9 protein-coding genes are annotated in these 15,594 nt (G+C 54.8%); 7 read left to right on the top strand and 2 right to left on the bottom strand.

The genetic code is table 11. The features are described 5' to 3' along the window. Positions 1–45 precede the first annotated feature (45 nt). Positions 46–4,074, bottom strand: coding sequence for a hybrid sensor histidine kinase/response regulator transcription factor (locus DUE52_RS15410; RefSeq protein ID WP_114406916.1), 4,029 nt, complete (start codon positions 4,072–4,074; stop codon positions 46–48). Positions 4,075–4,220: 146 nt separating this feature from the next. Between DUE52_RS15410 and DUE52_RS32105 the strand changes: the two genes are divergently transcribed. Next, entirely contained in the window at positions 4,221–4,433 is a 213-nt protein-coding gene (locus DUE52_RS32105; protein ID WP_133299847.1) for a hypothetical protein, read from the top strand. A gap of 46 nt (positions 4,434–4,479) precedes the next feature. Next, positions 4,480–4,761: a GNAT family N-acetyltransferase gene (locus DUE52_RS15400; protein WP_114406914.1), complete on the top strand. Its 282-nt coding sequence runs from the start codon at positions 4,480–4,482 to the stop codon at positions 4,759–4,761. A gap of 131 nt (positions 4,762–4,892) precedes the next feature. Here DUE52_RS15400 and DUE52_RS15395 read toward each other — a convergent pair whose 3' ends face one another. Further along, positions 4,893–6,236, bottom strand: coding sequence for a Gfo/Idh/MocA family protein (locus tag DUE52_RS15395; protein WP_114406913.1), 1,344 nt, complete (start codon positions 6,234–6,236; stop codon positions 4,893–4,895). Between the two features lie 495 nt (positions 6,237–6,731). Here DUE52_RS15395 and DUE52_RS15390 point away from each other — a divergent pair, with 495 nt between their 5' ends. The 5 genes from DUE52_RS15390 to DUE52_RS15370 all read left to right on the top strand — a co-directional run bounded on the left by DUE52_RS15390 (position 6,732) and on the right by DUE52_RS15370 (position 15,592). Further along, a complete protein-coding gene (locus tag DUE52_RS15390) occupies positions 6,732–8,057 on the top strand; it encodes a sugar porter family MFS transporter (protein WP_114406912.1) in 1,326 nt (441 codons plus the stop codon). Positions 8,058–8,102: 45 nt separating this feature from the next. Continuing rightward, positions 8,103–8,996, top strand: coding sequence for a carbohydrate kinase family protein (locus DUE52_RS15385; protein WP_114406911.1), 894 nt, complete (start codon positions 8,103–8,105; stop codon positions 8,994–8,996). Positions 8,997–9,045: 49 nt separating this feature from the next. Continuing rightward, on the top strand, positions 9,046–12,204 hold the full coding sequence (locus DUE52_RS15380; protein ID WP_114406910.1) for a SusC/RagA family TonB-linked outer membrane protein: 3,159 nt from the start codon (positions 9,046–9,048) through the stop codon (positions 12,202–12,204). Between the two features lie 16 nt (positions 12,205–12,220). Then, positions 12,221–13,939: a RagB/SusD family nutrient uptake outer membrane protein gene (locus DUE52_RS15375; protein WP_114406909.1), complete on the top strand. Its 1,719-nt coding sequence runs from the start codon at positions 12,221–12,223 to the stop codon at positions 13,937–13,939. 123 nt (positions 13,940–14,062) lie between these two features. Beyond that, positions 14,063–15,592, top strand: coding sequence for a glycoside hydrolase family 32 protein (locus tag DUE52_RS15370; protein WP_114406908.1), 1,530 nt, complete (start codon positions 14,063–14,065; stop codon positions 15,590–15,592). The last annotated feature ends 2 nt before the right edge of the window (positions 15,593–15,594 follow it).

The following is a 15,594-nucleotide window of genomic DNA, read 5'->3' as shown; positions in this document are numbered from 1 at the left end:
AAAGCCCCTGGCGGGGCGGGAGAAGTTCTAACAAAGCAGACCCATTCAGATCTGTGCATAGCCGGAAGGCAACACGCCATATTTATCCTGAAACACCCGGGTGAAATACGAGAGACTTTCGAAACCCACCTGATAGGCCACTTCCGATACGGTATTGTTCCCCTGGCGGAGCAGCTCAGCCGCGTGATCCAGACGCTGGTTCCGGATAAACTCCACGGCGGTTTGGTCGGTCAGGGCTTTCAGTTTGCGCACCAGTTGCCGCTGGCTCAGGTTCAGTTCTTCGCTGAGTTGCTCCACACTGAAATCACTTTCGGCCAGGTGTTGCCCGATGATTGCTTTCGCTTTTAGCAAAAAAGCTTCTTCCTTCGATTTGGTCGGCTCATCGACCGGCAGAATCACGGTTCCCCTTCCACTAAAATAGGCCCGCAACCGGCTTTGATTCTGCAATAAATTCCGCACTCTGACCACAATTTCGGCCTGGATGAAGGGCTTGGTCAGATAGGCATCGGCCCCGATTTCAAAGCCTTCGATGCGGTCTTCGACGGTGGCACGGGCCGTGAGCATCACCACCGGAATGTGGCTGGTGGCTTCCTGGGTTTTCAACGCCCGGCAAAAACCAAATCCGTCGAGCCGGGGCATCATCAAATCGCAAATGACGAGATTCGGCAACAGGGCCGTGGCTTTTTCCAGCCCTTCCTGCCCGTCGGTGGCTTCGACAATCTGGTAGTCGGTTTCAAAAATACTCCGTACATACAACCGGATGTCAACGTTATCATCGACGATGAGCAAAATATTTTCCGGGCGGGCCGATTGCAAAACCGGATTGGCCGCCCCCTGAATCCGGGGCAAAGCGACATCGGCTTCCAGTGCTTTCCGAACCAGGGGCAAGGTCACAATAAACGTTGTACCACTGCCTTCAGTGCTGGTGGCAGTGATGGTTCCGTTCAGCACCCGGACCAGTTCGCTGACCAGCGCCAGACCGATGCCGGTGCCTTCGTAGGTTCGGATGGACGTTTGATCGACCTGATAAAACCGCTCGAAGATGCGCCCCAGGTGCACCGGAGCAATCCCGATACCGGTGTCCTCGACCGTAACCGTCACTTCCTCTTTTCCGGACTGACCCGAATAGTTCACCGCCATGCGCACCGCCTGCCCGGACGGCGTAAACTTAAAGGCATTCGACAGCAGGTTGGTGACAATTTTTTCGAGTTTATCCTGGTCAAAATCCGCCCAAAAAGTCGACTCGTTTTGGACAAAACTAAACGCCAGCTTCTGACTCTCCGCCAGTGACCTGAACGAGCTGGCCAGCATCCGAAAAAAAGCAGCCATGTCGCCGGTGCGCAGTTCGGGGCTGAGTTGTCCCGCTTCAATTTTGCTCAGGTCGAGCAACTGGTTGATCAGGCTGAGCAACCGGGTGGCGTTTCGTTGAATGAGCGGCAACCGGATGTCGTGGGCGTATTCCTGAACCAGTTGTTCGATGGGTCCCAGAATCAGCGTCAGGGGCGTCCGGAATTCGTGGGAAATATTCGTGAAAAGCCGGGTTTTGAGCGCGTCCAGTTCGGCCAGTCGACTGGCTTCTTTCTGTTCAAAAACAACCTGTTGCCGAAGGACCAATCGCTGAATCTGAAACCGGTACAACTGCCATCCAATCAGGGCCAGCACCAGCAGATAAAGGGAATAGGCCCACCAGGTGCGGTAGAACGGCGGATGAATCCGAATCTGGAGTTCGACGGGTTTGCTCCAGACTTCGCCGTCGGCCGACCCCATCATCTCAAACCGGTAGTTACCGTCGGGCAGGTGGGCGTAATTGGCAAAACGGTTGGTGCCGGCTTCCACCCAGTCGCGGTCGATGCCTGTCAGCCGGTAGCGGTAGCGGTTTTTACCGGAATTGATGTAATCCATCACCCCGAATTCGAGCGTAACCAGATTCTCATCATATGCCAGTTCGAGCGTTGGTGTTTGTTCGATGGCCTGCGACAGAATGCCTCCGGGGCTTCCTACTTCAACCGTTTCGTTGTTTATTTTCAACCCGATGATGTTCACCAGCGGTTTGTCTGGACTCGTCGCGCCGATTTCTGCCGTCCGGAACGTTGTCAATCCATTGATGCCCCCGAAGAGGAGTTCGCCGGATGCGGTTTTAAAGTACGAACTGGTATTGAATTCATCGTCCTGCAAGCCGTCGGCCTTGGTATAGCTGCGAAACTGGTAGGTTTTCGGATTGAACTGGGCTAACCCCCGGTTGGTGCTCAGCCAGAGATTTTTGGAGCCATCGGTCAGAATACCGTACACCACTTTGTTGGGCAAGCCCCGGGCTTCGGTGAAGTGCACGAACAAACCGGTCTGTTTATCCAGCCGCTCCAGCCCCCCGCCCTTCGTTCCAACCCAGAGGTACCGATCCGGTTCGTTGGGATCGTCGATCACACTCGATACGAAATCGTTACTCAGACTCTGCCGTTCTGTTTTGCTGTTTTTATAGATCGAAAAAACCGGTTTCGTCTGGGCGTTCATCACTTTGATGAGTCCTTTCTGCGTACCGATCCACAAGGTACCACTCCCATCAATATACAAGGCGTAGGTCTCGATGTCGGAACCGCTTTGGGGCATCAGGGACTGGTAGCTGAACACCTCGAACCGCTCGGATTTCGGGTTAAACCGGAGCAAATTCCCATTGGTCGCACCAATCCAGAGATTACCGGCCTGGTCTTCAATGGTGTGGTTACCAAAAAAACCGAAGGAAGTATTGGCCGGCAACGGGTATTTTTTGAGGAGTTGCCAGTCCGGAGAGAACTTGAACAAGTGTTTTTCGTGGGTTTCGAAATGGACATTGGAAATCCAGTAGGTACCCGCCCGGTCCTGCATCAGATACCGTTGCCGCCGGTCGGCTTCGGGCAGGTTTTGATCCAGAAACGGCAGGAGCCGGTTGTGGGTCCGGTCGAGTTCCCAATATGAAAACTCAAACCGCACGTAGGTACGCCCCTGCCGGTCGACATACAGATTGGAGAGGGTGGTGTTGGGTAAATACGAATGAAATTGTTTGATTTTGGGGTTGAATTTTCGCAGCCCGTAGCCGCTGGTTCCGAACCAGAACGTTCCGGTTCGGTCTTTTAAAACACTTGTAATGCTGTAGACGTTGGGCGGAAAAGCCACAAAGGCCTTTTGGACGGTCAAACTGTCCTGCCGGAAAAGCTCGGCGGGCGACATCAGCCACATATGGTCGGCGGTGGCGATGGCGATGGTCTGCGCATCCATCGCATATAGCTGCACCCCGAAATACTTTTTTTTGGGCAACGCAATGGTTTTCAGTTGCCCTTTGAACCAGCCTTTGATGTGATCACTGGTCGAAGCAAACCGAAAGCCCTGGCGGGTGTCTTCGTAGACCGAATGCAAATCCAGCACCTCGTCTCCAAACAGACTCAGCTTGGTGGCCTGCGAAGGATTTCGCCAGTTGAACGAAAAAATGCCATAAGCTGCGCCCAGCACCCCCTGTCCATCCGGTCGAAAATTGAAATAGAGGGATGACGCATTGATCTTTTTCTCCTTTATTGCAATGGGTTGAATCCGGATGTGTCGCGTCAGATCAGCCTGATCCGGTAATTGATCCCGGAGCGACGCCGGCAGACTGATTTTAAAGATCTTGTTGGTATAGGTCCCCACCCAAATGTTGCCATCGGGGTCTTCGGCCAGGGTGCGGACCTCATAATTTCCCGCATTCGAGCTGGTCTGGTCGCTGATGTTGATGTGGTAAAACCGCTGCGTCCGGTCGTCGAACAAATTCAGCCCCTCGTTGAAGGTGCCCACCCAAAGCCGCTGGCGGCTGTCGATCAGCAAGGCCGAGCAATTATCACCTGAAAGACTGAAATCGTTGTAAGGATCGTGCGTAAAAACCTTGAAATTGTGGCCGTCGTAGCGGTTCAGACCGTCTTTGGTAGCCACCCAAATGAATCCTTTCTGGTCCTGCTCAATGTCGAAAATCATGCTCTGCGACAGGCCGTCTGAAATCGTAATCTCCTGCCAGCCTTTTGGCTGGGCAAAAAGCATCATCGGGAAAAGAATGAAAAAGATCAGGAAACGCATTCGAAACTGATTTTGTCACTAGTAATACGCAAAACCGTGCCAAAGAGACTTTCTAACTGCAAAGGTATGCCGAAACACAGTCATTTTATGAGTAAAAACCAAGGCATTATCGAAATCGCAGTGATTTTCCAACTAAGTTTTATCCCGTGCCTGACCTCCTCAGGATGATCCATTTTGGTTTTCCCGGTGGTATCCGATCCTACAAAATGGACCATCCCTATGGGATTGGTGTTGGTTTCCCCGGTAATGTCCGATTCTACAAAATGGATCATCCCGACGGGATTGATGTTGGTCTTCCCGTGGTGTCCGATTCTACAAAATGGATCATCCCGACGGGATTGCTGTTGGCTTTCCCGTGAATCCGTCCCGTAGGGATGGGCCATCTTGTAGGAACCGTGTGCGGAGTTGAATACGGAAATCGTAGCCACCTTTCAACTGAGTTTCATCCAGTACCTGACCTACCAGGGCGGTATTCACGCCCAGATCGAAGCCGTGCGGGTCAAGTCGGATTACCGCGGTCAGGGAATTGGGAAAGCGGTTTTTGACTACGCCATTGAACGCGCCCGCGCCAAAGGCGCACACGTGGTTCAATTAACCACCGACAAAAAACGCCCGGATGCGATCCGGTTCTACGCATCACTCGGTTTTGTCGATTCCCACGAAGGCATGAAATTGCATTTGGCGTAAAATCGGGTGAACCAAACGGACAGAAGTCAATTGCTGAACATAAAAATACCGCGTTTCAGAATTGAAGTATAGGGCTTCAGTTCATGCAAACGCGGTATTTACCCTAAAATCCAACGGGTCAAAAAAGGCGGTTAGATGGGTGGTTCCCAGCCTTTTTCATATTCCCGGCTCCACAGTTTCATGGCTTCTTTGTCGCGGATGTGACCGTTTTTCGAGTCGATCTCCAGCGCCTTGTTGGTCCGGAAGGAAATGTTGGCCAAATGGCAAAGCAGCGTACTTTTGGCACCATCGTCGATGGTCGAATTCTGTTTTTCTTTCCCGCGAATGGCGTTGAAGAAGTTCACGACGTGCCGGGTCGACATGTCACCGCCACCGCCCAGCGCCGTTCCGGCTTCCGACCCTTTCGATTTGCTGTCTTTCACCATCTTGCCCTCCCGGTTGTAAAGTCGGTAGCCGTCGCGGTCGACGTACACACTGCCGTTGCTGCCGTAAATGACGGTGCCCCGGTCGCTGCCGTAGGTTTTATAGCCATTCCGGCTTTTGCCGTCCCATTTGATGATTTTGTTCCCCGGAAACCGGAAGGTGGCATCCATCGTGTCGTACATGGTCCAGCCGTCGTCCAGAAAATGCCGTTTGGCGGCTTCGACCGCTACGTGTTCCGGGAATTCCACCTGCAAGGCCCAGCGGGCTACGTCCAGTTCGTGCGTCGCGTTGTTGCCACTCTCGGCGGTTCCGTAGTGCCAGCCGTACCAGTGCCAGTTGTAATCCCAGGTGTCGTGCGTATACGGTCGGCGCGGGGCCGGGCCCTGAAACAGATCCCAGTCCAGCCCGGTCGGAACGGGTGCCGCTTTCGGCAGCGGCACTTCGCCCCGGTTGGCCGTATAAAACGCAACGGCTTTGAAGGGGGTACCGATGGCGCCGTTGTGAATCTGGCTGATCACGTCGATCGACTCCAGCGCCGAGCGTTGCTGGTTACCCATCTGAATGATCTTGCCGTATTTTTTCTGGATCTCAACCAGAATTTCACCTTCCCGGGGGTTTTGGCTACACGGTTTTTCGACGTAGACGTGTTTGCCCGCCAGAACCGCCAGCCAGGTACCCGGTGCGTGCCAGTGGTCGGGCGTCGCGTTGATCAGCACGTCCACATTTTTATCGGCAATCACCTTCCGGATGTCGTTTTCCAGCTTCGGTTTGTAGTCGATAAACTTCGAGAATTTCTGAAGCCCCGCTTCCCGCTGCTTTTGCATGACGTCACACAAATACACCAGCTCGACGTTGCTGTCTTTTTTCGAAATGGGTTCGTAATACGCGCCCAGCCGCCGACCCAGCCCGGCAATGGCGACGTTCAGCCGCTCGTTGGCCCCGATCACTTTGGCGTAACTTTTGGCCGACAGGCCCGTCGCCATACCGCCAAAAGTGATTCCGGCGGTGCTTAGGGCGGCTTTTTTAATAAAATCTCTTCGTGAATTTTCCATTGAAAACCGTTTGCTTATGAGTTGGCAGATGCTGACCGTTCGGGATAAAACCTACGGCAACCGTCCAGCGATCCCGCATACCATAGGAAGCAGACAAAGAAGGAAAAATACTGTCATCGGACGGGTTTTTCAGGAGTAGAAGCATTTTTCCCGCTGACCGTCAGTTAGAACTCAGCCATTCCGCAACCGGGGATCGATCACCAGATCCGATTCTGCAACGATTCGAATATCGGCAAACTGAGGGTGACTGGCGTGCAGGAGGTAGTTTTCGATTTCCTACACCAACCGCCCCGGCATTCCCTGAATCAAAATCAAAAAACCGTGTAACAAAATCGAAAAAATATTTCTATAAATAATTATAAAACACTATAAATCAACACTTTACAATTATAACTTAATTTGAAATAATTAGAACAATTCCCGCAAGTCTGCTCCGGTGGCTTTCGGTAGCTTTGGTTCATGATCGGCACTTAACCGGGATTTACCCTGTCAGACATGAGTCAAAAACAACGCATCTTCTTTTGGTCAATCACTGCCGCGCTGGGCGGTTTTCTCTTCGGATTCGACACCGCCGTCATCTCGGGCGTCGAACAATCGTTGCAATCGCTCTGGGGCCTGAGTGTGTGGGAACACGGGCTGACGGTTTCGATGGCCCTGATCGGAACCGTCATCGGCGCGATGTCGGGCGGGATTCCCGCCGATCGGTTGGGCCGTAAAAAGACGTTGTTCTGGATCGCCATTCTGTACCTGGTTTCGTCCATCGGCACCGCCCTGGCTCCCGAGTGGACCATCTTTCTGGTGTTCCGGTTTCTGGGCGGTTTGGGAGTGGGGGCCTCGTCGGTGGCCGCGCCCATGTACATCACCGAAATCTCCCCGGCCAAGTCCCGCGGGCGGCTGGTCGCACTGTTTCAGTTTAATGTGGTGCTGGGCATTCTAATTGCCTACCTTTCCAATTATCTGCTGGCGGGAATGGGGGCCGAATCGTGGCGTTGGATGCTCGGTGTTCAGGCGTTGCCCTCGCTGATCTTCCTGGTTGCGGTTCTCAATATTCCGGAAAGTCCGCGCTGGCTTTTGCTCAAGAAAGGCCGGGTTGAAGAAGCCCGTGAAGTGCTCATCATGATCGATCCGGCAACGGCGGGTCAAACGCTGCTGGCGCTGGAACTCAGTGCCGCCCAGACCCAAACGAAAGCCCGGTTATTTTCGTCAACCTACAAAACACCGATTACGCTGGCGGTTTTGTTTGCGATTTTCAATCAGGTTTCGGGCATCAACGCCATCATTTATTATGCCCCCCGGATTTTCGAAATGACCGGTTTAGGCAAGAGTTCGGCCTTGTTGTCGTCGGCCGGTATTGGCTTGATCAACCTCATTTTCACGTTGATTTCCCTGAACCTGATCGACCGGTTTGGCCGCCGGACGCTGATGAAAATCGGCTCGGTCGGTCTCATCCTGACGCTGGGCCTGGTCGCGCGGGCTTTCTACGTGCAGGATTTCAGCGGCATGACGGTTCCGTTTCTGCTCTTTGGCTACATCGCGTTCTTCGGTTTCTCGCAGGGTGCGGTGATCTGGGTGTTCATTTCCGAAATTTTCCCGAACGAAGTCCGCGCCAGCGGGCAGGCGCTGGGCAGCTTCACGCACTGGTTGATGGCGGCCATCATCACCTTCACGTTCCCGTATCTGGCCGAGCATTTCGGCGGAGGAAACACCTTCCTCTTTTTTACCGCCATGATGGTGTTGCAACTGCTTTTTGTCGTGCGGCTCATGCCCGAAACCAAAGGCACCAGCCTCGAGCAAATCGAAAAGACCTTCGTCGTCCATTAACACCATCCGAATCACGCACTCCCTCACCTATTACGCTCTATTCCAATGACACCTTTGATTACCTGCTTCGGCGAAACTCTCTGGGACATATTGCCCACCAGCAAACAGGCCGGTGGAGCGCCGATGAACGTCGCCGTCCACCTTCGCAATTTTGGCCTGAACGCCCAGCTCATCAGCCGGGTGGGCAACGACGAACTGGGACACGAACTGCTGGAATTCGTCGCGCAGAAAGGCCTGCCGCTCGACCGCATCCAGACCGGGCAGTCGCACCTGACGGGCGTTGCCAAAGCCAACATCTCCGACTGCAACGAGGTGACCTACAAAATCGTCCAGCCCGTGGCCTGGGACTACATTCAACTGGAACCGGGACTGCTCAAAACCGTGCAACAGAGTGCGTTTTTTATCTACGGAAGCCTGGCCGCCCGCAGTCCGCAAACCCGCGAAACGCTGCTGGCGCTGCTGGCGGTGGCGCCCCGGAAAGTCTTCGACGTCAACCTCCGCGCTCCCCATTACGAACCGGAAACCGTTCTGGAATTGCTGCAACAGGCCGACATTGCCAAACTGAACGAACACGAACTGAGCGAAATCACCGGCTGGTTCAACGGGCCGACCGACGCCAAATCGGCGATGTACGGCCTCCGGGAGCGATTTAACCTCGAAAAACTGTGTGTGACACTCGGCGAAAAAGGGGCGTTTCTGCTGGATGAAACCGGTTTTGTCCACCAACCCGGTTTTCCGGTCGAGGTGGAAGATACCATCGGCAGTGGCGACGCTTTTCTGGCGGCTTTTCTCTACAAAACGCTGCAAGGCGAAACCGCCCAAACCACCCTCGAATTTGCCTGTGCGACCGGCGCGTACGTCGCCACCCAACGGGGCGCAACGCCCCCGGTTTCGGAAGAAATACTGGTCAAAAACGCCTTCTGGAAAGAACTGATCTAACGCTGCATTTCCTACCATCCTGATTCCTATGATTTTAAAACGTACTCCCATGAACTTAAGAAAATCTCTGTTTATCCTGACGGCCCTGCTGCTGATCGGACCATTGGCCTGGGCCCAACGCAAGCTCTCGGGCTCCGTCCTGGATGCCAAAAATAACGAGCCGCTGGTGGGCGCCAGCATCGTCGTTCCCGGAACGACAACCGGTACTTCGGCGGATGCGGAAGGCAAGTTTTCGCTCACAATCCCGGAAAGTTCGACCTCCATTCAAGTGTCTTTTATCGGCTATCTGACCCAGGAAGTGCCGGTCAAAGGGCTTACGACCGTGACGGTTTCGCTGGTGTCCGGCGGACAACTCGATGAGGTTGTCGTGTTGGGCTACACCACCGCCCGCAAGGAAGATTTGACCGGGGCCATCGCCGTTATCGAGGTAGCGGCCACCAAAAACACCAGTTCCGGGAATCCCATGCAGGCGTTACAGGGCCGCGTGCCGGGTCTGTACATTGAAAAATCGGGAACACCCTCGGGCGACGCCAGCCGGATTCTGATTCGGGGGGCCAACACGTTGGGCAACAACGATCCGCTGTACATCATCGACGGCATGCCGACCAAGCGGTCGCAGGTGTTCCAGAGCCTGAACCCCACGGCCATTCAGTCGATTCAGGTGCTGAAAGATGCGTCATCGGCGTCCATTTACGGGTCGCGGGCATCGAACGGCGTCATTATTGTCACGACCAAAAACGGGGCAAATTCCGACGGCAAGCTGAATGTTCAGTTCAATTCCAGCATCTCGGCGCAAACCGAAAAACCGCAACGGTTCAAAATGCTGAACGCCGTGGATCGCGGGCGGGCGCTCTGGCAGGCGTCGGTCAACGACGGCGTCGATCCGGCTTCCGGCTACGGCGACATCTACGGTTTCGACTGGAACAAAAACTTCCAGAATCCGATCCTGAACAGCGTTACCGTCAAACCGTTCGTGGGCGGTGATCAGAATGTACCGGCGGGTGATACCGACTGGCAGAAAGAGGTTTACAAAACGGGCTACGTCACCAACAACGACCTGACGATTACGGGCGGAACCAAAACCTCCTCGATTCTGGTCAACGTGAGTTACCTGAATAATTCGGGGATGTTGCGCTACACGGGCTATGACCGGCTGACGGGCCGCATCAACGGGCTGACCAGCAAATTCGACGGTCGTTTCAAATTCGGGGTGAATCTGCAAATGACCAGCTCCCGCGAAACGCCCATCGCGACCGATCTCGGCGGGGCACCAACGCCCGGTCTGGCCGTGACGCTGGCTCCGACCATCCCGGTGTATACCAAAACCGGTGACTACGCCGGCCCCATCGGCTCGGGCTACTCCGACCGGAACAATCCGTTGTTCATGCAGTACATCAACCGCTGGGACAAGATCAACCGGACGTTTGTGTTTGGGAACGTGTTCACCGAAATCGAACCCCTCGCCGGGCTGGTTTTCCGCTCTTCGCTGGGGATGGACAACGCCGGGTATTCCAACAAAAACATCGAGCAATCGTTCCAGAATGGCTTTATCGCCCGCTCGCTCAACAGCCTCACGCTCAATACCAACAAGTTTCTGAGCCTGACCTGGACCAATACCCTGCGGTATAATTTCGCGCTCGGCGACCACAATTTCAAACTGCTGGCCGGGGTCGAAGCCATTCGCGACAATCTGAACGAGGTGACGTCGTACCGGGAAAACTTCGCTGTCCAATCGGAAGAGTTCTTCGTGCTGAGTGCTGCTTCGGGCAACGCCAGCAGCAACGGCACTTCGACGGGCAGCCGCCTGCTCTCGCAATTCGCCCGCATCGACTACGGTTTTTCGGATCGCTACCTGGCGGCTGTCACCCTGCGCCGGGACGGTTCTTCGCGGTTTGGTGCCGACAACCGCTACGGTTTTTTCCCGTCAGCTTCGGTCGGCTGGCGGATCGACAAGGAAGCCTTCATGAGCAACATCCGGGCGATCAGCAATCTGAAACTGCGGGCGGGTGTCGGCCGGATTGGCAACCAAGACATCGGGGATTTGGCCCGGTTTGGGTTGTTCGAACCCCGCTACGGAACCCTGGCGTCGCAGGTGCCGAATGGTCACAACGGTTTTTTTGATCAATACTGGAACGTGGGAACGGCCTACGACCTGAACGGTGCCGGTGCCGGAACCCTGCCGTCGGGCTTCGTGCAAACGCAGGGTGAAAATACGGCCCTCAAGTGGGAAACCACCAATGAACTGAACGTCGGGCTTGATTTTGCCTTCCTGAACGGGAGTCTGGCGGGTTCGTTTGATTACTTCACCCGGGGAACTAAAGACATTCTGATCAAGCCGCCGGTCGCTTCGGCGGTGGGTGAAGGGCAGTTGAAGTTTGTGAATGGCGCGACGAAAACCAACAAGGGTTTCGAACTTTCGCTGGCGTATTTCGGCAAACCCATCGGCGATTTCACCTACAGCGTTTCGACGAATTTTGCCCGGTTCCGCGACAAAATAACGGTTTTACCGGAAGAAGTTCGCTCGGCTTTTGCGGGGAATGCGGTCACAACGATCATCGGGCATTCGCAACTGGACTTGTTCGGCTACCGCGCCGACGGTATTTTCCAGAATCAGGAAGAAGTGAACAGCCACGCGACGCAGGTGGGAGCCGCTCCGGGCCGAATCCGATACCGCGACCTCAACGGCGATGATAAAATCGACGCGCTGGATCAGGAGTTTTTCGGCACCACGCTGCCCGGTCTGGAATACGGAACGCGCATTGACCTCGGTTATAAAAACTTCGATTTCTCCGTTTTCGGCTCCGGAATTGCGGGCCGGACCGGTTTCGACTCCTACACGTTCTACAACAACTTCATTCGCGGACGCGACAACGTCGGGCCGGGCGTCTTCAACGCGTGGAGCCCGCAAAACACCGCGTCAACCATTCCGTCGCTGACGCTGTCGGATGGCAACAACGAGACGCGCACCTCGGATTATTTCAACGTCAACACCTCGTATTTCAAGATCCGGAATGTGCAGGTGGGCTACACCTTCCCCAAAGATGCCATCGGTAAAGTGGGCTTGACGAGCCTGCGCCTGTACGGAATGGTCGAAAACGTGTTCTGGCTGAAAAGCAAAACCTTCCTCGGACCAGATCCGGAACGGGTCGATGTCAACGCCGTCGCCGTACCGCGTACGTTCACTTTCGGTTTAAATGTATCATTTTAAAGACGGACTTCAAATCATGAAAAATAAAGCACTTTCCCTTCTTCTGATTGCCGCCGGTACGTTACTGACTTCCGCGTGCAAGGATTTTCTGGAGTATGAGCCACAGGGCACGCTTTCGTCCGATAATGTCAAGAGTGCGGCTAATGCCGATGCGCTCGTCACGGCGGCTTATGCGTCCATCGGCAACGGCGAAATGATCGGCCCCATCGCCAGCATGTGGGTCTACGGCAGCATTCGGTCCGACGATGCCTACAAAGGCGGGGGCGGGGTGGCCGATCTGGAAGACCTCAACTTCTACGAGCAGCACAACCTGACGCAGCCCCAGCAGGGGGGCGGTTTGTATCACCCCTATACCTGGGAGAATTATTACAAAGCCATTTCCCGCGCCAACGTGGCCCTGCGTTCGATCACGGCCTTGACCGAAGCGAGCTTTCCGGAGCGGAAAACCCGGCTGGCGGAGTTGCGGTTTTTACGGGGACACGCCCATTTCATGCTGAAAATGCTGTTCAAGAACATTCCGTACGTGGACGAAACTCTCTCGAACGAAGAAATTCTGACCGTTTCGAACCGGGCCATGACCAATGACCAGTTGTGGGATAAAATTGCGACGGATTTTCAGGCTGCGGTGGATAATCTGCCCGAAAAACAGACGCAGGTCGGTCGGGCCAACAAACTGTCGGCGGCCGCCTATCTGGCCAAACTGCGGTTGTATCAGGCTTACGAACAGGACGATAACAACAAGGTGACGGGCATCAACAAAACCAAGTTGCAGGAAGTGGTGAAGCTGACCGATCTGGTGATCAACTCGGGGCGATACAACCTGCAACCCGATTTTGCGGAGAACTTCCTGCCGGAATTCGACAACGGCGTCGAGTCGGTTTTCGCGGTTCAGTATTCGATCAATGACGGAACGACGGTGGGGCGGCTCAACTTCGAAACCGGCCTGAACTACCCCCACGGCGCTCCGCAATACGGTTGCTGCGGTTTTCACCAGCCCAGCCAGAACCTCGCCAACGCCTTCGGAACCGATGCCAACGGCTTGCCCAAACTGGACACGTTCAACGATGCCGTGATCGACTTCAAAACCGCCACCGTCGACCCGCGCGTGGACCACACCATCGGCATCGACGGCCATCCGTACAAGTATAATCCGGCCATCTTGTTCAGCAATAGTTGGGTGCGCGATCCGGGCGTTTACGGTTTTTTCCAGAGCATGAAAGAGCAACAGGCCGCGACCAGTTCGACGTATAAAAAACAGGGGCCGTTTATCGGAACATCGAAAAACATCGACATCATCCGGTATGCGGACGTGCTGCTCTGGCAGGCCGAAGCCTACATCGAACTGGGGCAACCAGCGCTGGCCTTACCGCTCATCAACAAGATCCGGGCACGGGCAGCCGCCAGCACCGGGCGCACCAAAAAGGCGGATGGCACCAACCCGTCCAACTACCTGATCAAACCGTATGAGGCCACGAACTGGACGCAGGCCTACGCCCGGAAAGCCCTGCAATTTGAACGGCGGCTGGAGTTTGCCACCGAAAGTCCGCGCTTCTTCGACCTCGTTCGCTGGGGCATTGCCGAACCGACGCTGAATGCCTACATTGCTAAAGAGAAAACCCGGCGGTCGTTTCTGAGTGGAGCCAAATTCACGGCGGGGCGCGACGAATACCTGCCGATTCCGCAGCGCGAAATCAATTTTACGAAGGGTCTGTACCAGCAGAACCCCGGATTTTAACCGAGTGCTATACCTGGGTGAAAGGTGGATGATGGCCGGGATGCGGTTTTGCTTTGGCAGCCCGTTCCGGCCCCATCTGCCGCCCGATGCATCCTATTTTGTACATTGACAAATCCTATCCCTATGCATAACTTGCTCGCTTTCGTTGGTATGTTGCTCCTGAGTAACTCCTTTTCCTTTAGCCAGATGAATCAACCCGTTGTTGCGGCAAGTCCGGAACCCCATCGCCCGCAGTATCATTTTTCGCCCAAAGCGCACTGGATGAACGATCCCAACGGAATGGTGTATTTCAACGGGACGTATCACCTGTTTTTTCAGTATTACCCCGACGGCACCACCTGGGGGCCGATGCACTGGGGCCACGCGACCAGCAAGGATATGGTGCGGTGGCAGGAACAGCCGATTGCACTTTTCCCGGATAGCCTGGGGTATATCTTTTCGGGCAGTGCGGTGGTCGATGTGAACAACACGACCGGTTTTGGCAAAAACGGACAGACGCCCCTGGTGGCCATTTTTACGCACCACAACCCGGTTCTGGAAAAACAGAAGACGGGAAAACACGAATACCAGAGCCTGGCCTACAGCCTCGACGAAGGCAAAACCTGGACCAAATACGCCGGTAATCCGGTGTTGCCCAACCCCGGCATTACCGATTTCCGTGACCCGAAAGTGCGCTGGTATGAACCGCAGAAGAAGTGGATCATGACGCTGGCGACCAAAGACCGGATCACGTTTTATTCCTCCCCCGATCTGAAAAACTGGACCCGGGAAAGCGAGTTTGGCAGCACCGTCGGTGCGCATGGCGGTGTCTGGGAATGCCCGGATCTGTTCCCGCTGACCCACAACGGCAAAACCGTCTGGACGTTGCTGGTGAGCATCAACCCCGGCGGCCCCAATGGCGGCTCGGCCACCCAGTATTTCGTGGGCGATTTCGACGGAAAAACCTTCAAACCGTATTCCACCGAAACCAAGTGGCTGGATTATGGAACCGATAATTACGCCGGGGTGACATTCTCGAATACCGGTAACCGCACTATTCTGATGGGCTGGATGAGCAACTGGCAGTATGCCAACGTCGTGCCGACCGACCCCTGGCGCAGTGCCACCACCGTGCCGCGTGAACTGGGCCTGAAGGAAGTGAACAAGGAGTTATTTCTGACGTCGGTACCGGTGGAAGAACTCGGCGCCCTGAATCAGGAAACGGTGTTGGTCAACAACCTGACGGTAAAAGACCGCTATGAGCTGACGGCCAAAACCCGGAATGAGTCGGGCTTATTCCGGCTGGAACTATCCACCAAAACCGCCGGCGATTTTGCCATTGTGCTGGCCAATGAACAGGGCAATGAGGTGGTGATCGGATATGATAAAACCGCGAATGCGTACTACATCGACCGGAGCAAGGCGGGAAAAACCGGTTTTGAGAAAGGTTTTGGCAAGCGGCATACAGCCCCGCGTTTGTCGGTTGATCCAAAAATTTCGCTCACGCTGCTGGTCGATGTGGCTTCGGTTGAGCTGTTTGCCGATGGCGGACTGACCGTGATGACGGACATCTTTTTCCCGGACACGGATCTGACCAAACTCGTTATTAAATCGGCGTCGGGAATTGTCATTCCGGCTTTGGAATACACGAAGTTGACGTCTTCGGTAAAATAGAA

Origin of the sequence: Larkinella punicea, from assembly GCF_003334855.1 — a bacterium.
GTDB lineage: Bacteria > Bacteroidota > Bacteroidia > Cytophagales > Spirosomataceae > Larkinella > Larkinella punicea.
The sequence above is the reverse complement of the archived record's forward strand: the minus strand, read 5'-3'. Positions and strand labels throughout refer to the sequence as shown.

Excerpts from the sequence above, each read along its gene's own strand:
- DUE52_RS15390 (WP_114406912.1), top strand. The coding sequence starts at position 6,732 with ATGAGTCAAAAACAACGCATCTTCTTTTGGTCAATCACTGCCGCGCTG.
- DUE52_RS15375 (WP_114406909.1), top strand. The coding sequence starts at position 12,221 with ATGAAAAATAAAGCACTTTCCCTTCTTCTGATTGCCGCCGGTACGTTA.
- DUE52_RS15380 (WP_114406910.1), top strand. The coding sequence starts at position 9,046 with ATGAACTTAAGAAAATCTCTGTTTATCCTGACGGCCCTGCTGCTGATC.
- DUE52_RS15395 (WP_114406913.1), bottom strand. The coding sequence starts at position 6,236 with ATGGAAAATTCACGAAGAGATTTTATTAAAAAAGCCGCCCTAAGCACC.
- DUE52_RS15370 (WP_114406908.1), top strand. The coding sequence starts at position 14,063 with ATGCATAACTTGCTCGCTTTCGTTGGTATGTTGCTCCTGAGTAACTCC.
- DUE52_RS15385 (WP_114406911.1), top strand. The coding sequence starts at position 8,103 with ATGACACCTTTGATTACCTGCTTCGGCGAAACTCTCTGGGACATATTG.
- DUE52_RS15410 (WP_114406916.1), bottom strand. The coding sequence starts at position 4,074 with ATGCGTTTCCTGATCTTTTTCATTCTTTTCCCGATGATGCTTTTTGCC.